Annotated in this window: 16 protein-coding genes; 11 read left to right on the forward strand and 5 right to left on the reverse strand. The window is 65.7% G+C overall.

The window, feature by feature from the left end; translation table 11 throughout:
- Positions 1–25: 25 nt before the first annotated feature.
- From HNE05_RS01170 to HNE05_RS01180, 3 genes are read left to right on the forward strand one after another with little or no spacing between them, the layout of a single operon-like run.
- Complete coding sequence (locus HNE05_RS01170) at positions 26–808, forward strand: sulfite exporter TauE/SafE family protein (RefSeq protein ID WP_173211245.1); 783 nt, start codon at positions 26–28, stop codon at positions 806–808.
- Positions 809–818: 10 nt separating this feature from the next.
- A complete protein-coding gene (gene lgt, locus HNE05_RS01175) occupies positions 819–1,628 on the forward strand; it encodes a prolipoprotein diacylglyceryl transferase (protein WP_173211247.1) in 810 nt (269 codons plus the stop codon).
- Positions 1,625–2,419, forward strand: a complete 795-nt coding sequence (locus HNE05_RS01180; RefSeq protein ID WP_173211249.1) for a thymidylate synthase — start codon at positions 1,625–1,627, stop codon at positions 2,417–2,419. Before lgt ends, HNE05_RS01180 begins: the two co-directional genes overlap by 4 nt.
- 75 nt (positions 2,420–2,494) lie before the next feature.
- Here the strand turns inward: HNE05_RS01180 and HNE05_RS01185 are convergent, their stop codons facing one another.
- Positions 2,495–3,862 (reverse strand): GTPase/DUF3482 domain-containing protein, encoded by a 1,368-nt coding sequence (locus tag HNE05_RS01185; protein ID WP_173211251.1) that lies wholly within the window; start codon positions 3,860–3,862, stop codon positions 2,495–2,497.
- Between the two features lie 225 nt (positions 3,863–4,087).
- On the reverse strand, positions 4,088–5,473 hold the full coding sequence (locus HNE05_RS01190) for a DUF2868 domain-containing protein (RefSeq protein WP_173211253.1): 1,386 nt from the start codon (positions 5,471–5,473) through the stop codon (positions 4,088–4,090).
- A gap of 128 nt (positions 5,474–5,601) precedes the next feature.
- On the opposite strand from HNE05_RS01190, the gene HNE05_RS01195 reads away from it, so the two are divergent.
- From HNE05_RS01195 to HNE05_RS01205, 3 genes are all read left to right on the forward strand, one after another.
- Positions 5,602–6,783 carry a GGDEF domain-containing protein gene (locus tag HNE05_RS01195; protein WP_173211255.1) on the forward strand — a complete coding sequence of 394 codons (1,182 nt, stop codon included), beginning with the start codon at positions 5,602–5,604 and terminating at the stop codon, positions 6,781–6,783.
- Positions 6,784–6,826: 43 nt separating this feature from the next.
- A complete protein-coding gene (locus HNE05_RS01200) occupies positions 6,827–7,339 on the forward strand; it encodes a dihydrofolate reductase (RefSeq protein WP_173211257.1) in 513 nt (170 codons plus the stop codon).
- Between the two features lie 86 nt (positions 7,340–7,425).
- Entirely contained in the window at positions 7,426–8,073 is a 648-nt protein-coding gene (locus HNE05_RS01205; RefSeq protein WP_173211260.1) for a YitT family protein, read from the forward strand.
- Here the strand turns inward: HNE05_RS01205 and HNE05_RS01210 are convergent, their stop codons facing one another.
- Both HNE05_RS01210 and ilvD read right to left on the reverse strand, forming a co-directional pair.
- Entirely contained in the window at positions 8,074–8,529 is a 456-nt protein-coding gene (locus tag HNE05_RS01210; protein WP_173211262.1) for a metallophosphoesterase family protein, read from the reverse strand.
- A gap of 162 nt (positions 8,530–8,691) precedes the next feature.
- Complete coding sequence (gene ilvD, locus HNE05_RS01215) at positions 8,692–10,539, reverse strand: dihydroxy-acid dehydratase (protein WP_173211264.1); 1,848 nt, start codon at positions 10,537–10,539, stop codon at positions 8,692–8,694.
- A gap of 317 nt (positions 10,540–10,856) precedes the next feature.
- On the opposite strand from ilvD, the gene HNE05_RS01220 reads away from it, so the two are divergent.
- Positions 10,857–12,593: a DUF4153 domain-containing protein gene (locus HNE05_RS01220; RefSeq protein WP_173211266.1), complete on the forward strand. Its 1,737-nt coding sequence runs from the start codon at positions 10,857–10,859 to the stop codon at positions 12,591–12,593.
- A gap of 35 nt (positions 12,594–12,628) precedes the next feature.
- Here the strand turns inward: HNE05_RS01220 and HNE05_RS01225 are convergent, their stop codons facing one another.
- Positions 12,629–13,825 carry a class I SAM-dependent rRNA methyltransferase gene (locus HNE05_RS01225; protein ID WP_173211268.1) on the reverse strand — a complete coding sequence of 399 codons (1,197 nt, stop codon included), beginning with the start codon at positions 13,823–13,825 and terminating at the stop codon, positions 12,629–12,631.
- Positions 13,826–14,052: 227 nt separating this feature from the next.
- Between HNE05_RS01225 and HNE05_RS01230 the strand changes: the two genes are divergently transcribed.
- The 4 genes from HNE05_RS01230 (at position 14,053) to HNE05_RS01245 (ending at position 16,843) form a co-directional block, all read left to right on the forward strand.
- Positions 14,053–14,919, forward strand: coding sequence for an HDOD domain-containing protein (locus HNE05_RS01230; protein ID WP_420826983.1), 867 nt, complete (start codon positions 14,053–14,055; stop codon positions 14,917–14,919).
- Between the two features lie 68 nt (positions 14,920–14,987).
- The gene (mutM, locus tag HNE05_RS01235) at positions 14,988–15,800 is read left to right on the forward strand and encodes a bifunctional DNA-formamidopyrimidine glycosylase/DNA-(apurinic or apyrimidinic site) lyase (protein ID WP_173211270.1); all 813 of its coding nucleotides are present in this window, start codon (positions 14,988–14,990) and stop codon (positions 15,798–15,800) included.
- A 42-nt stretch (positions 15,801–15,842) separates the two neighbouring features.
- On the forward strand, positions 15,843–16,421 hold the full coding sequence (locus tag HNE05_RS01240) for a lysophospholipid acyltransferase family protein (protein ID WP_173211752.1): 579 nt from the start codon (positions 15,843–15,845) through the stop codon (positions 16,419–16,421).
- Positions 16,422–16,504: 83 nt separating this feature from the next.
- Entirely contained in the window at positions 16,505–16,843 is a 339-nt protein-coding gene (locus HNE05_RS01245) for a multidrug transporter (RefSeq protein WP_173211272.1), read from the forward strand.
- Positions 16,844–16,883 lie beyond the last annotated feature (40 nt).

Here is a 16,883-nt window from a genome sequence, read left to right on the forward strand (position 1 = left end):
TGCCGCTTGGTTTTCGGGGGTATCGATGGAATTCCTGCTCTATATGCTGCTGGGCGCGGCGGCTGGCGTGCTGGCCGGGCTGTTCGGCGTCGGTGGCGGCATCATCATCGTGCCGGTGCTGGTATTCAGTTTCACCGCTCAGGGCATCGATCCGAGCGTGCTGACCCACCTGGCCGTCGGCACCTCGCTGGCCACCATCATCTTCACCTCGATCAATTCGGTGCTGGAGCACCAGCGCAAGGGCGCGGTGCTGTGGCCGGTGTTCACCTGGATGACCCTCGGCATCCTCCTCGGTGCAGGTTTTGGCGCGCTGACCGCAGCGGCCATCCAGGGCCCGTTGCTGCAGAAGATCATCGGCGTATTCGCCATCGTCATCGCCATCCAGATGGGCCTGGAGCTGAAACCCAAGGCCAGTCGCACGGTCCCAGGCAAGGCTGGACTTACGGCCGCCGGCGGGGTGATCGGCTGGGCCTCGGCGATCTTCGGCATCGGCGGCGGCTCGCTGACCGTGCCGTTCCTCACCTGGCGCAGCGTGCCGATGCAGCAGGCGGTGGCCACCTCGTCGGCCTGCGGCCTGCCAATTGCGGCGGCCAGTGCCCTGAGCTTCATGCTGATCGGCTGGAGCGAACCGGGCTTGCCGCAGTGGAGTCTGGGTTTCGTCTACCTGCCGGCCATGGCCGGTATCGCCATCACCAGCATGTTTTTCGCCCGCTTCGGCGCGCGCCTGGCGCATAAACTGTCGCCGCGCCTGCTCAAGCGTCTGTTCGCCCTACTGCTGTTGATAGTGGGCGTGAATTTCCTGATCTAAGGAGTTTTAAATGCTGCCTTACCCGCAGATAGACCCGGTTGCTCTCGACCTGGGCCTGATCAAGATCCACTGGTACGGCCTGATGTACCTGGTCGGTATCGGTGGCGCCTGGCTGCTGGCCTCGCGCCGGCTGGCCGGTTTCGACGCGAGCTGGAGCAAGGAGAAACTCTCCGACCTGGTGTTCTGGGTGGCCATGGGTGTGATCCTCGGCGGGCGCCTGGGCTATGTGCTGTTCTACGACTTCGCCGCCTACATTGCCGAGCCGCTGAAGATTCTACGCGTGTGGGAGGGCGGCATGTCCTTCCACGGCGGCTTGCTCGGCGTGATGTTGGCCACCTGGTGGTTCGGCCGGCGCAATGACAAGAGCTTCTTCCAGCTGATGGACTTCATCGCCCCGCTGGTGCCGATCGGCCTGGGTGCCGGGCGCATCGGCAACTTCATCAACGCCGAGCTGTGGGGCAAGGCCACCGACCTGCCCTGGGCGATGATCTTTCCTGTAGGCAGTGACCCCGAGCAGCTGGCGCGTCACCCGTCGCAGCTGTACCAGTTCGCCCTGGAAGGCCTCGCACTGTTCGCCATCCTCTGGTTCTACTCGCGCAAGCCGCGCCCGACCATGGCCGTGTCCGGCATGTTCGCGCTGTGCTATGGCATCTTCCGCTTTATCGTCGAGTTCGTCCGCGTGCCGGATGCCCAGCTCGGTTACCTGGCCGGTGGCTGGCTGACCATGGGCCAGATCCTCTGCCTGCCGATGATCCTCGGCGGCCTCGGTCTGATCGCCTACGCCTACAAACGCCAAGCCGCCCTGGGAGCCGCGCAATGAAACAGTACCTCGACCTGATGCGCCTGGTGCGCGAGACCGGCACCTTCAAGAGTGACCGCACCGGCACCGGCACCTACAGCCTCTTCGCCCACCAGATGCGCTTCAACCTGGCCGATGGCTTCCCGCTGGTGACCACCAAGAAGTGCCACCTGAAATCGATCATTCACGAGCTGCTGTGGTTCCTCCAGGGCGACACCAACATCAAGTACCTGAAGGACAACGGCGTGCGCATCTGGGACGAGTGGGCCGACGAGAACGGCGACCTCGGCCCGGTCTATGGCTACCAGTGGCGCAGCTGGCCGGCGCCTAACGGCGAGTCGATCGACCAGATCAGCAAGCTGATCGAGATGATCAAGAAGAATCCGGACTCGCGCCGCCTGATCGTCTCGGCCTGGAACCCGGCGCTGGTCGAGCAGATGGCCCTGCCGCCGTGCCACGCGCTGTTCCAGTTCTACGTGGCCGACGGCAAGCTGAGCTGCCAGCTTTACCAGCGCTCGGCCGATATCTTTCTCGGCGTGCCGTTCAACATTGCCAGCTACGCGCTGCTGACGATGATGATCGCCCAGGTCTGCGACCTGCAGCTCGGCGACTTCATCTGGACCGGCGGCGACTGCCACCTGTACGCCAACCACATCGAGCAGACCGACCTGCAGTTGACTCGCGAGCCACTGCCGCTGCCGACCATGAAGCTCAACCCGGCGGTGAAGGATATCTTCGCCTTCAAGTTCGAGGACTTCGAGCTGGTCGGCTACCAGGCCCATCCGCATATCGCCGCGCCGGTCGCCGTGTAAGACCCTGCGCACTGATGTGTAGCCCGGATGCAATCCGGGAGACCCGCCGTCGAACTTTCCCGGATTGCATCCGGGCTACGTCAGCTCTGCCGCCAGCTGCGTGACCTGTGCCTGGCGTTCGGCCTGTTCCAGGCGCGCGCCGGGATTCAGTGATGACCATTCGGGATGCGCGCGGGCCTTGCGCAGGGCCTCGGGCAACTGGCCTTCGCGCCAGCTCTTGTCCTGCGGCTGATCCAGCTGAATCGCCGTGGTCGCCGCATGGCCGCGGGCATCCAGGGCGGCCAGCAGCTGGCGCTGGCGCAAGGCGAGCAGGCGCAGCACGTGGTCATCCACCGTCAGCTCGCGCTGGCCCTTGAGCTTGCCGAGCAGGCGTTTGCCGTAGTTGCGTGCGGTCTGCAGGCCGCCGCCGGCCAGCGCGCCGAGCAGCGCCGCGGCGCCGAGGGTGAGGCCGCCGACCAGCAGATCGATGCCGGCCCCGGCGGCTGCACCGGCGGCCATGCCGCCACCGATATTCACGCCAAGCTGGCGCAGGGTCTCCGGGTTGAACAGATCGTCGCCCCAGCGCCCGTCCAGTAGGGGCAGGTCGCCGGCGCGGGCATCCTCGGCGCGGAAGGCATACAGGCGCAGCAGCGCGTCGACACAGGCCTGCTCGCGCTGGCGGATGACCTGGTGCAGGGCGCGGATCTCGCCCTGTTCGATCGTCGTCTGATTGGCCACGCTGCGCCGGCAGGCGGCGCAATCCAGCAGCAGCTCGGCGATCAACCGCGCACCGGCCTGGTGGCGCGCCGCAGCTTGCGCCTGGTGATCGTCGATCAGCCGCTGCAGTTGCGGGCGCGAGCGTTCCAGCAGCAAGGCCAGGCTTTCGTACAGGCGCTGTTCGCCATCCAGCGGCGGCGCCACCGTGTCGAAACACACCAGCGCATGCAGGCCGAGACGGGCCAGGGCTTCGCGCCACTGTGGCTCGCGCTGCTGGGCGCTGGCGCTGAAGTTGAGCACCGGCAACAGCGGCTTGCCGGCGCCGGCCAGCACGGCCAGCTCGTCCTTGTACTTGGCCAGCACGGGTTCGCGGGCGTCGATCACGTAGAGGCCGGCATCGCTGGCCAGCAACTGGCGCAGCACCTTGGCCTCCTGCTCGAAGCGTTGGCGCGCCTCGGCGCTGTCGAGAAAGCGCGCCAGGCGTGCCGGACCATCCAGGCGCTCACCCGGGCGCTGCAGGCGTTCCAGGTAGTCGAGCAGGGCGATGGCGTCTTCCAGGCCGGGGGTGTCGTACAGCTCCAGCAGCGCCTCGCCGGCCACCGACAGGCGCGCGCCTTCGACATGGCGCGTGGTGCTGGGTCGATGGGAGACCTCGCCGAAGCCGACGTCGCGGGTCAGGGTGCGCAGCAGCGAGGTCTTGCCGACATTGGTGTGGCCGACCACGGCCAGTTTGAGTGGCTTGGTCATGCTCGCCCCTCTCCCCCGCAAGCGGGCGAGGGGTGACTCGCGCCTGGCGCAGCGTACACGGACTGCCCCCTCGCCCATTTATGGGAGACGACTGCATGGATGCAGGAGGTAGAGCGACGCAGGAGGCCCAAGCCGAGGGTTGGGGAGAGGGGGCCGTCAGGCCGTAGCCCGGATGTAATCCGGGAAGCAGGCAGCTCCGTCCCGGATTGCATCCGGGCTACGGGATCAATCATGACCGCTCTCCAGCCAGGCCAGCGGCGCGCTGTCGGCAAACGGCAAGTGCAGGCGCTGCAGCGCGCTGTGCCAATCGCCCAGGCGCTGGCTGTCGAGGGCTTCGCCAGGGGGCGGCTGCAGCAGCCAGATACGGGTGGCGGCGGCCGTGCGTGCCAGTTCGCCGAGCAGCGCCAGGGTGCCGCGGTCTGGCGAGCGGCGCGGGTCGAGGGCGATGGCCAGGCGTGCCGGCGGGAAGCGGCCGAGCTGGTCGAGCAACTGCTGGCGCTGTTCGCGACTGTCCAGCACGCCGGCATCGGCGACGCTCTTGGGCAGGCTCGGTGGCCAGGTGCGTTGCGGGTCCAGCTCGATGGCCACCAGCACGGCGCCGCTGCTGTCCAGGCGGGTGCTGCCACCTTGTGCTTCAGTCAGCTGCGCTGGCGCGGCATCCAGCACGCCGAGGCGCTCGCTGGTCGGTTGCAGGCGCTCGCCCAGCAGGCGGTAACCGGGCAGGTTGAGGTCGAGAGCGAGGCGCGCGCTGCCGTGTCGCCAGCGCCACAGGCACAGCAGCAGGAGCACCGCGCGCGGCAGGATGCCGAACACCAGCAGCACGCCGAACAGCCAGCCGGCCCAGGCATGCCGTGCGGCCTCGCTGGTCAGGGCGCTGTCGCCACTGGCGCGGATGGTTTCGGCATCCGGGATGGGCAAACCGAGCAGCGCGGGCAGGCTACCGAGCAGCTGGGTCAGGGCGACGAAGGTATCGCTGCCGAGCAGGGTGGTTTCCCAGACGAAGCCGTAACGGCGGGTGCTGAGCAGGATCAGCAGCATCAGCCCGGCGCTCAGCAGCGCCACCAGCCATAGACCGTGTACCAGCAGGCCGAGCAGCCAGCGGTTGAGGCGCCGGCGTTGCAACAGCAACACCAGGGCCGGGCCGAGCTGGGCGGCGCTGGCATCGCGCGCCAGCTTTTCGCTGAGCCATAGCCACAGGCGGCCGAGGCCGGCGCTGTGGTCGCCGGCCAGCAGTAGGCCGAGGGCCCAGCCGAGCAGAAGAAGCAGGTGCAGGCCGAGCAGGCTGCCCAGGGCCCAGAACACATTCACTGGGCGGCTGCCATCGCCCAGTGCGGCCAGGGCCAGGCCGGCACCGCTGAGCACGGCCAGCACCAGCAGCAGGCCGAGGGCCAGGCGCGCGCCTTGCAGCCAATGCTGCTGGGCCTGCAATTGGCCGTCACGCTTGGCGAGGAACAGCGCGCGGGTCTCGATGCGGCTGGCCAGGTCGTTGCCGGTCTGGCGGGCCAGGCGGTTGGCTTCGCCATCTTCCAGTGGGCCGGCGTGCTCTTCGCGCAGGCGCAGGGTTTCACACAGCCAGAGGCGTTGCAGGCGCTTGAGTGGGTTGTCTGTCACGCGGCATTCCGTTGACGAGTCGGAGTCCAAGGATAACCCCTGCGCGCCACACCGGGGCAAGCCGGGCTTGTGGCATGCGCGACGGGCAGACTAGGCTGAGGGCAAAAGAACTAGAAGAGCGCGCGCCCATGAAGTTGCCCAATCTGGACTGGGTCAACCAGGATTCCCCCTACCTGCGCCAGCACCGCGCCGGCTTCCGCTTGCTCAGTTTTGACGATGAGTTGGAGCAGGCCTTCAGCCGTTACCACATCACCGCGATTCTCGTGCGCATGCGCTGGGCACTGCTGGTGGCGATGTTGCTGATGTTGCTGTTCGCGGTGCTGGATGCCGTCAGCCTGCCGGAGAGCGTGCGCAACCGGACCCTGGCCATACGCCTTAGCGTGATTGTGCCGACGCTGCTGATCGCCTGGCTGGCCACCTACCAGCGCCGCTTGCGTCCCTATTTGCAGATAATTGTCGGAGGCGCGGCGCTGGCCGGCGGCCTGGGTGTCGCCGGCATTATCTGGGTCGCTCGCGCCCATGATTTTCCGTTGCCCTACGAGGGCATCATCCTGGTCACGGTGTTCTTCTACTTTCTTCCCGGCTTGCGCTTCGTCACCGCTGCGCTATGCGGCTGGTTGACCTTTTTCGCCTATTTGCTGGTCGAGGTCCTCAGCGGTCTGCCCGGCGAGCTGCTGCTGTACAACGCGGTATTTCTCGCCAGCGCCAACCTGATCGGCTGTTTTGGCTGTTACTTTCTCGAATACGCCAGCCGGCAGAACTTCCTCGCCCAGGGCTTGCTGCAGGATATGGCGGAGAAGGATTTCCTCACCGGCCTGCTCAATCGCCGCGCCTTCAGCGAGCGTGCCGAGCGCACCTGGCGTCAGGCTCAGCGTGAGCGGCAGGCGTTGGCCCTGGTGATGATGGATGTCGACTACTTCAAGCGTTACAACGATCACTATGGCCACGCCGCTGGCGACGAGGCGTTGCGTGCGGTGGGCCAGGTGATCGGTCGGCAGGCGCGGCGCCCACTGGAGATGACGGCGCGCTACGGTGGTGAGGAGTTCGTCGGCCTCTGGTATGGCATCGAGGAGTCCCAGGTCATGCAGATCCTCGAAGACATCCGCAGCGAGATCGAGGCACTGGCGCTGCCCCATGTGCAGTCGGAGGCGACCGGTGTGGTGACCATCAGCATCGGCCTGGCCTATCTGCTGCCGCAACCGCACCAGGATCTGGAAGATGCCCTGCGCCTGGCCGACGTGGCGCTGTACCTGGCCAAGGAGCAGGGGCGTAACCGGGTAGTGAGCAAGCGGCCGGGCTGTCCGGCATGAGGCGGCGCTTCATTCGCGCCGGGCGAGCCGTTATCCTGCGCGGATGAAAACGACCCTGCCCCTCTGCCTGATCGCCGCCCTCGCCGACAACCGCGTGATCGGTCGCGACAACCAACTGCCCTGGCACCTGCCGGCGGACCTCAAACACTTCAAGGCCAAGACCCTCGGCAAGCCGATCATCATGGGCCGCAAGACCTGGGACTCGCTGGGTCGCCCGCTGCCCGGTCGGCTCAACCTGGTGGTCAGTCGCCAAGCCGGGCTGGCACTGGAGGGCGCGGAAGTCTTCTCGTCGCTGGACGCTGCCATTGTGCGCGCCGATCAGTGGGCGCGCGAACAGGGCGTCGACGAGCTGATGCTGATTGGCGGCGCCCAGCTTTACGAGCAGGGCCTGGCCCAGGCCGAGCGCCTGTACCTGACCCGCGTGGCGCTGCAGCCGGACGGCGATGCCTGGTTCCCGGCCTACGACGAAGCGGCCTGGCAGTGCATCGAGCGCGAGCCGCAGGCGGCCGTCGAGCCGGCGCCGGCGCACTGCTTCGAGACCTGGCAGCGCCGCTGATTGCACCCGTTTACTGATCTGCGTCGCTCCCGAGCGGGGGCGCCGTCCTACGCTGGTGCCGGTACGCTGGGCGCCGAGGTTACCCCATGACTGAGCACATCCCGGATCACGCGGACACCGAACAGGTCGCCGAGATCTTCGTCCGCCATCCGCTTTGGGAGGATGCCTTGGCGCTGCTCTTCGGCACCGCCATGGTCGCCCTGGGCATCGCCTTCTACAGCCATGCCGGGCTGCTCACCGGCGGCACGGTGGGCCTGGCCTTCCTACTCAAGTACCTGGCCGGCTGGCCGTTCGGCCTGGTGTTCTTCCTGCTCAACCTGCCGTTCTATGCCCTGGCGCTGTGGCGCATGGGCTGGCAGTTCACCCTGCGCACCGCCTGCGCCGTGGCGCTGGTGTCGCTGCTCGCCGAGCTGACCCCACGCTGGGTGGTGTTTGCCGAGCTGAACCAGCTCTACGCCGCGGTATTCGGCGGCTTCGCCATGGGCCTGGGCCTGCTCATGCTGTTTCGCCACCGCGCCAGCCTGGGCGGGGTGAACATCCTCGCGCTGTTTCTCCAGGAGCGCTTCGGCCTGCGCGCCGGTGCCGTGCAGATGGGCGTCGATGCGACCATCGTGCTGGCGTCGATCTTCGTCGTGGCGCCAGACAAGGTCGCTCTCTCGGTGCTCGGCGCGGTGGCGCTGAACATGGTGCTGGCGATCAATCACCGTGCCGATCGCTATATGGGCGTGAGCTGATCAGCCCAGCTCGATCAACTCGCCGCGCACTGCACCAGCGTCGATATGCAGCAGGCCGACGCTGATCGGCAGCTTGAACCGCCGTGGCCCGGCACTGCCCGGGTTGATGTAGAGCACGCCGTGGCGCACTTGCTGCAGCGGCTTGTGCGAGTGGCCGGTGACCACCACCTGGATATCGGCGGGCAATGGCTCCGGCACATCGGCCAGCTCATGGCTGACGTAGATGCCCACACCAGCGCTGCGCAGCACGACGCTGCCGGGAATGGCGGCGGCCCAGGTGTCGTCCTTATCGTTGTTGCCGCGCACCACGGTCAGCGGCGCCAGCTCGCGCAGGGTGTCGAGAATCTGCGGCTTGCCGATATCGCCGGCATGGATCAGCTGGTCGCAGCCCTGCAAAGCCGCCAGGGCCTCGGGGCGCAGCAGGCCGTGGGTGTCGGAGATCAGGCCGATCTTCATAGAGGTTCCTGCGTGTTTTTGTAGGAGCCAGCTTGCTGGCGATCCGTGCCCGGTACAAAGCGATCGCCAGCAAGCTGGCTCCTACAGTGGTTAGCCAAGAACAGGGTGTAGCAAAGAAAAAGCCCGGCTGTTGCCGGGCTTTTTCGTCGTGCCGGGTGCTGCTTACTGCACCAGCTTTTCCAGCAGCGCCTTGTCGCGCACCGCGCCCTTGTCGGCGCTGGTGGCGAGCAGGGCGTAGGCCTTGAGCGCGGTGGTGACTTTGCGCGGACGCTGTTCCACCGGCTTCCAGCCCTTCTTGTCCTGCTCGTGACGGCGATGGGAAATTTCCTCGTCGCTGACCAGCAGGTTGATGGTGCGCTCGTGGATGTTGATGAGGATCTTGTCGCCTTCGCGCACCAGGCCGATGGCGCCGCCGGCAGCCGCTTCCGGGGAGGCGTGGCCGATCGACAGGCCCGAGGTGCCGCCGGAGAAGCGACCGTCGGTGAGCAGGGCGCAAGCTTTGCCCAGTCCCTTGGACTTCAGGTACGAGGTCGGATAGAGCATTTCCTGCATGCCCGGGCCGCCTTTAGGGCCTTCGTAACGGATGATCACGATGTCACCGGCCTGCACTTCGTCGGCGAGGATGCCGCGCACGGCACTGTCCTGGCTCTCGAAGATCTTCGCGCTGCCTTCGAACACGTGGATCGACTCGTCGACACCGGCGGTTTTCACCACGCAGCCGTCGAGGGCGATATTGCCGTACAGCACGGCCAGGCCGCCCTCTTTCGAGTAGGCATGCTCGACGCTGCGGATGCAGCCGTTCTCGCGGTCGTCATCCAGGGTGTCCCAACGGGTCGACTGGCTGAACGCGGTCTGCGTCGGGATGCCGGCCGGGCCGGCCTTGAAGAAGGTGTGCACGGCCTCGTCGTCGGTTTGGGTGATATCCCACTTGGCGATGGCTTCGGCCATGCTCTTGCTGTGCACGGTCGGCAGCTCGGTGTGCAGCAGGCCGCCACGGGCCAGCGAACCGAGGATGGAGAAGATGCCGCCGGCGCGGTGCACGTCTTCCATATGGTACTTCTGGATGTTCGGCGCCACCTTGCACAGCTGCGGCACGACGCGGGACAGGCGGTCGATGTCGCGCAGGTCGAAATCGATCTCGGCTTCCTGGGCGGCGGCCAGCAGGTGGAGGATGGTGTTGGTCGAACCGCCCATGGCGATGTCCAGCATCATGGCGTTCTCGAACGCCTTGAAGTTGGCGATGTTGCGCGGCAGCACCGACTCGTCGTTCTCGCCGTAGTAACGCTTGCACAGCTCGACGATGGTGCGGCCGGCCTGCAGGAACAGCTGCTCGCGGTCGCTGTGGGTGGCCAGGGTCGAACCGTTACCCGGCAGGGCCAGGCCCAGGGCTTCGGTCAGACAGTTCATCGAATTGGCGGTGAACATGCCGGAGCAGCTGCCGCAGGTTGGGCAGGCGCTGCGCTCGTACTCGGCGACTTTCTCGTCGCTGGCGCTTTCGTCGGCGGCGATGACCATGGCATCGACCAGGTCCAGGCCGTGGCTGGCCAGCTTGGTCTTGCCGGCTTCCATCGGCCCGCCGGAGACGAAGATCACCGGGATGTTCAGGCGCAGGGCGGCCATCAGCATGCCGGGGGTGATCTTGTCGCAGTTGCTGATGCAGACGATGGCGTCGGCGCAGTGGGCGTTGACCATGTATTCGACGGAGTCGGCGATGATCTCGCGGCTCGGCAGCGAATAGAGCATGCCGTCGTGGCCCATGGCGATGCCGTCGTCGACGGCAATGGTGTTGAACTCTTTAGCCACGCCGCCGGCCTTTTCGATCTCGCGGGCGACCAGTTGGCCGAGGTCCTTCAGGTGCACGTGGCCGGGCACGAACTGGGTGAAGGAGTTGGCGATGGCGATGATCGGCTTCTTGAAGTCTTCGTCCTTCATCCCGGTGGCGCGCCACAGGGCGCGGGCGCCGGCCATGTTGCGGCCGTGGGTGGAGGTCTTCGAGCGGTAATCGGGCATTGCGGCGTTCCTGCAGGCTATTCAGGTGATGGTCATAGGGTGAGCGCAGAAGGCGCCGTAGGCAAACGGTAAATCACCGTTGCGTGTGGACATGGCAGAGGAGCGCCGCGGGATCGCCGCGGGCCCGGCCGGGGCTCACTGGCCCGCCTGAGGGTGTGGCAGGGGAGTGGCGATTCTAATCCCAGGCGTGGGCAACACGAAAGGCCGCAGGCCGAATGGTTGTAGCGGGTGCGAATTGCCGGCGTAGTGCACAGTGTGGTCGTGTCGCCTGGATTAGACTGCGCCCCCGCACAACCCCGCCTGCAAGGATGACCGGCATGAGCGCTGCCCCCACTCGTTCACTTCCCTTTTATCTGGCCATCGGCCTGTGCCAGGGCCTGTTGCTCTGGTGGGGCCTGACCCTGGGCGACTCGGCGCACTGGCTGACCAGCCTGGCGGGTGCACTGATCACCCTGGGCCTGGTCGGCGGGCTGGGCCTGCAGCTGCTCGGCGGGCACAGCCGTGATCGCGGCGCCCTGGCGTTGCTGATTGGGCTTGCGCTGTTGATGGCGGCCATCAGTGGCTGGGTGTTCTGGCAGACCAGAGCCCTCGGCGAGGGGCGCTCCGACGATTCCCGGTTGTTGCTCAGCTGGAGCGTCGGGGCGCAGGTGCTGGGCTATATCGCCATTGCCTTCATTCTCAGCTGGCCGACCCGCGAGCAGGGGCGCCTGCGCTACGAGGATCTGTTCCGGCATGCCTGGAACAACGTGTTCATCCTGCTCCTGGCGCAGTTCCTGGTCGGCCTGTTCTGCCTGTTACTGATCCTCTGGGCCGGCCTGTTCGCCATGCTCGGCATCGATCTGTTTGGCGAACTGTTCACCTCGCCAGGCTTTATGGCTATCAGCACGCTGCTGGTGTTCGCCGTGGGCGTGCGCATGGGTTGTGAAAGCGAACGAGTGATCGGCCTGTTGCGCGGCATCCTGCTGGTCCTGTGCCGTTTCCTGTTGCCGCTGAGTGCATTGATCGCTGTGCTGTTCACACTGGCGCTGCCGTTCACCGGCTTGCAGGCGATCTGGGAGACCGGGCATTCGACGGCGATCCTGCTGTGCCTGATTTTCATCAACCTGCTGTTGCTCAATGGCGTGTTCCAGGACGGCAGCGAGACACCCTGGTATCCGCGCCTGCTGCGCCGTCTGGTGGAAGCCAGCGTGCTGTGCATGCTGGTGCTGGCCGTGCTGGCCGGTTATTCGACCTACCTGCGCATTGCCCAGTACGGGGTCACGCCGCAGCGTTTCTATGCCGCCCTGCTGGTGCTGGTGGCGCTGCTGCATAGTGTGGCTCTGCTGTGGGCATTGCGTCCGCGCCAGCCGGTCTGGCTGGGCAGCCTGCGCCGTAGCAACCCGCCGCTGGCGCTGCTGGTCTGTGTCCTGCTGGTACTGGCGCACAGCCCCTGGCTGAATGCGCTGGATGTCAGCGCGCGCAGCCAGGTGCAGCGGCTGCTGGCAGGCAAGATCAGTGCGCAAGACAGCGCGCTGGCCTATCTGCGCCATGAGCTGGGGCGCCCCGGTGTGCAGCAATTCGATGGGTTGAAGGCCCGTCTGCAGGCTGGCGAGCTGCTCGAGGCAGCGGCCCGCGCTGCGTTATTGGCACGCATGGACGAGCTGGTCGAGCAAGGGGCTTATGGCGCGGCGGCTGTCGATCCGCAGGCCATGCCGGCAGAGACCCTGGACTGGATCGGCCCGGCTGAGGACGAGGCGCAGCGGGTGGTGGATAAGCAGACGCTGCAGGATGAATGCGACCATGCCGGCTGCCTGCTGTGGGCCGTGGACATGGATGCCGACGGGCGCAATGAGGTGTTGCTGCTACCGACCGAGCACTATGGCAGCGAGCTGTTGTTCTTCGCCCGTAACGAGCGCGACGAGTGGCAGGTGGCTGGCCGCTTCGAGCAGGCCTATTCCAGCGAAGACCTGATCGAGGCGGCGCGCCAAGGCAGCGTGACGCTGGTCAAGCCGCGCTACCAGAGCCTGCAGGTCGGCGGAGCGCTCTACGTGCCGCAGCCGCCGGAATATCAGTAAGTCGAGCCGGCGCCCCGCGAGGCGCCGGCTGGCCCTTAGCTGTTGGGCAGCAGGCGGCAGGTCAGGCTCTTGATGTAGCGGGTCTCGGCGATGGCCGGATGCACCGGGTGATCCGGGCCCTGGCTGCCGCGCTCGAGCAGTTGGATATTGCGGTCGAGGTGGCGCGCGCTGGTCAGCAGGATGTTTTGCAGGTGATCCTCTTCCAGGTGCATGGAGCAGCTGGCGCTGACCAGGATGCCGTCCTTGCCGAGCAGGCGCATGGCGGTTTCGTTGAGGCGGCGGTAGGCGGCCTCGCCATTCTTGATGTCTTTCTTGCGCTTGATGAAGGCGGGCGGATCGCAGACCACCACATCGAAGCGCTCTTCGGCGGCTTTCAGTTCCTTGAGTGCCTCGAATACGTCGCCTTCGACACAGGTGAGCTTCTCGGCCACGCCGTTCAGCGCGGCATTGCGCTCGACGCCGTCGAGGGCGAAGGCCGAGGCGTCCACGCAGAACACTTCGCTGGCGCCGAACGCCGCGGCCTGCACGCCCCAGCCGCCGATATAGCTGAACAGGTCGAGCACCCGCTTGCCCTTGACGTAGGGCGCCAGGCGCGCGCGGTTCATGCGGTGGTCGTAGAACCAGCCGGTCTTCTGCCCGGCGATCACCGGGGCTTCGAACTTCACGCCGTTCTCTTCCAGGGCGACCCACTCCGGCACCTGGCCGAACACGGTGTCGACATAGCGCGCCAGGCCTTCGGCATCGCGCGCCTTGGAGTCGTTCTTGAACAGGATGCCGCGTGGCTTGAGCACCTGCACCAGGGCTTCGATCAGGTCGTGCTTGTGGTGCTCCATGGTGGCAGAGGCCAGCTGCACCACCAGGTAGTCGCCGAAACGGTCGACCACCAGGCCCGGCAGCAGGTCGGAGTCGCCGTACACCAGGCGGTAGAACGGCTGGTCGAACAGGCGATCGCGCAGCGACAGGCAGACGTTGAGGCGGTGCACCAGCAGCGACTTGTCGAGGATGTGCTTGACGTCGCGCGACAGCAGACGGGCGCAGATCAGGTTGTTCGGGCTCATCGCGACGATGCCCAGGGCCTTGCCGCCGGCGGCCTCGAGGATGGCCTGGTCACCGGCCTGGAAGCCGGTCAGCGGGGTGGCAGCGACGTCGATCTCGTTGCTATAGACCCACAGATGGCCGGCGCGCAGGCGGCGATCGGCATTGGCTTTGAGGCGCAGGCTGGGCAGGGACATCGGGGCTACTCCGCGAAAAAGAGCGGAATTATAGCCGCAGACCCTGCCGGCAGTCCTATGCCAGGAAAAAGAGCCCGGCAGCGACCACTGGTCGGCGCCCGCGTGGGCCAAACCCACTGGCGCCAGCCGTTTGCGGCCTGGCAGCAAAACTCCTACAAAAGTTGGCTGTGGAGTCGGGAACGCTTTAGCTAAACTGTGGCGACTTTCTCATTTCAGTTGCCGCGCTCATGGCCCAAGACCTTTCCGCCGAACAGATCCAGCAAGTGTTGCAGGGCATCAGTGTGCCGCCGCAGCCGCAAATCATGGTCGATCTGCAGATGGAGCAGTTCCTGCCCAACCCGGACCTGAAGACTATCGCCCGATTGATCAGTCAGGACCCGGGCCTGTCCGGTGCGCTGCTGAAAATCGTCAACTCGCCATTCTTCGGCCTGGCCAACCGCATTGCCTCGATCCAGCAGGCGGTCAACCTGCTCGGCTGCAACTCGGTGATCAACCTGATCAATGCCCAGTCGATCAAGGGCGAGATGAGCGATGAAACCATCGTCACCCTCAACCGCTTCTGGGACACCGCCCAGGATGTGGCCATGACCTGCCTGACCCTGGCCAAGCGCATCGGCTACCAGGCGCCGGACGAGGCCTACACCCTCGGCCTGTTCCACAATTGCGGCATCCCGCTGATGCTCAAGCGCTTCCCGGATTACATGACGGTGCTGGAAGAGGCGTACTTCAATGCCGGCAGCGAGCGGCGCGTGGTCGATACCGAGAATCGCCTGCTCAACACCAACCACGCGGTGGTCGGCTACTTCACCGCCAAGTCGTGGAACCTGCCGCTGCACCTGTGCGAGGCGATTGCCAACCACCACAACGCGCTGTCGTTCTTCGAGGACGACACCGGTCGCGATGCCCAGCTGAAAACCCTGATGGCCATCCTCAAGATGGCCGAGCACATCTGCGCCAGCTACCGGGTGCTGGGCAACCAGAGCGAAGACCATGAGTGGAACAGTATCCAGCAGCAGGTGCTGGAGTATGTCGGCCTGACCGAGTACGACTTCCAGACGCTCAAGGAAAATATCCACGATCTGGGTGCCGGTTAACCGGTTGCGTTCGCCCTGCGGCTTCCTGCTAAGGTGGCCGCTTTCCCCTGCCGTATCCGTCGTTCGCCATGCCTGAACTCCCTGAAGTCGAAACTACCCGTCGCGGTATCGCGCCCTTTCTCGAGGGGCAGCGCGTCAGCCGCGTGGTCGTGCGCGAGCGTCGCCTGCGCTGGCCGATCCCCGAAGACCTCGACGTGCGCCTGTCCGGGCAGCGCATCGAATGCGTCGAGCGGCGCGCCAAGTACCTGCTGATCCAGGCCGAGAGCGGCACCCTGATCGGTCACCTGGGCATGTCCGGCAGCCTGCGCCTGGTCCCGGTGGGAACGCCGGTGGCCAAGCACGAGCATGTCGATATCGAACTGGAGTCGGGCCTGGCGCTGCGCTACACCGACCCACGGCGCTTCGGCGCGCTGCTCTGGAGCAGCGACCCACTCAAGCATGAATTGCTGCTCAGGCTCGGCCCGGAGCCGCTCACCGGGCTGTTCGATGGCGAGCGCCTGTACCAGCTGTCACGCGGGCGCTCGATGGCGGTCAAGCCGTTCATCATGGATAACGCGGTGGTGGTGGGCGTCGGCAACATCTACGCCTCCGAGGCGCTGTTTGCCGCCGGCATCGACCCGCGCCGCGAGGCCGGGACGATTTCCCGGGCGCGTTATGTGAAGCTGGCCGAAGCGATCAAGCGCATCCTCGCCCATGCCATCGAGCGTGGCGGCACCACCCTGCGTGACTTCGTCGGTGGTGATGGTCAGCCGGGCTATTTCCAGCAGGAACTGTTCGTCTACGGGCGTGGCGGCGAGTTCTGCAAGCAGTGTGGCAGCACGTTGCGTGAGGTCAAACTGGGACAGCGGGCCAGCGTGTATTGCCCGAAGTGCCAGCGCTAACAGGCACCATAATCAGAATAAGAACAAGCAGTAGGAAACATGATGGACGGCAATTATCTGCCGGCCAATCCGTTCGCGGAGTGGCTGGGGCGTAGCGTGTTGAAGCTGATGGGCTGGCGTATCGAGGGGCAGATGCCGGCGCTGGACAAGTTCGTGGTGATTGGTGCCCATCACACCTCGAACTGGGATTTCGTGATTTTCATCGCCGTGAAGTTCGTCCTGCGCCTGAATGCACGCTGGTTCGGCAAACACAGCATCTTTATCTGGCCCTTCAGCGGGCTGCTGAAAGCCTGGGGCGGCATCCCGATCCTGCGCCATCTGCGCTTGAACATGGTCGAGCAGGCGGTCCAGGGCTTCCGCGACCACCGCGAGTTCATCCTGGTGCTGTCGCCGGAAGGCACGCGCAAGAAAGTGCAGCGCTGGCGCATGGGCTTCTACCATATCGCCTGCGGGGCCGGCGTCCCCATCGTTCCCGGTGCGCTGGACTATGGTAATCGGCGGGTGGTGATCGGCGCGCCGTTTCAGCCGACCGGCGATACCGAGGCGGACATCAAGGTCTTGCTGGCCTTTTTTCGTCCCTATGAGCCGAAAAAGCCGGAATACGCATTCCACGGCGATTGACGGCGTTCACGCTGACATTTGCGCAAGCGCTGTTATAGTTACCAGCATCGTTCTGCATAACTACATAATGAAGGACCGCAATCATGAATCTGTTTCGCACCTCCGCCGCTGTGTTGGCTTTGACCACTGGCCTGCTGGCACTGCCGGCCCAGGCGGAAGTGGTCCAGCAGAATACCAGCGGTGACCCGACCTATACCCTCGAGGCACCCAAAGGCTATGCCATGGCCGGCGACCTGCTCGTTGCCCGTCCGCTGCTAATCGGCGCCACCGTGATCGGTGCCGGCCTGTTCCTGGTCAGCCTGCCGTTCACTGCTGCCGGTGGCAATATCGGCGAAGCCGGCCAGGCGCTGGTGGTCGAGCCGGGCATGGCGGCTTTCGTGCGTTGCCTGGGCTGCACCGAGAGCGGTTACAAGAAGGACTGATCCTTCTTCGCTGCAGAAAAAAGCCGGTCATTCGACCGGC

The organism is Pseudomonas campi (genome assembly GCF_013200955.2).
GTDB classification, from domain to species: domain Bacteria; phylum Pseudomonadota; class Gammaproteobacteria; order Pseudomonadales; family Pseudomonadaceae; genus Aquipseudomonas; species Aquipseudomonas campi.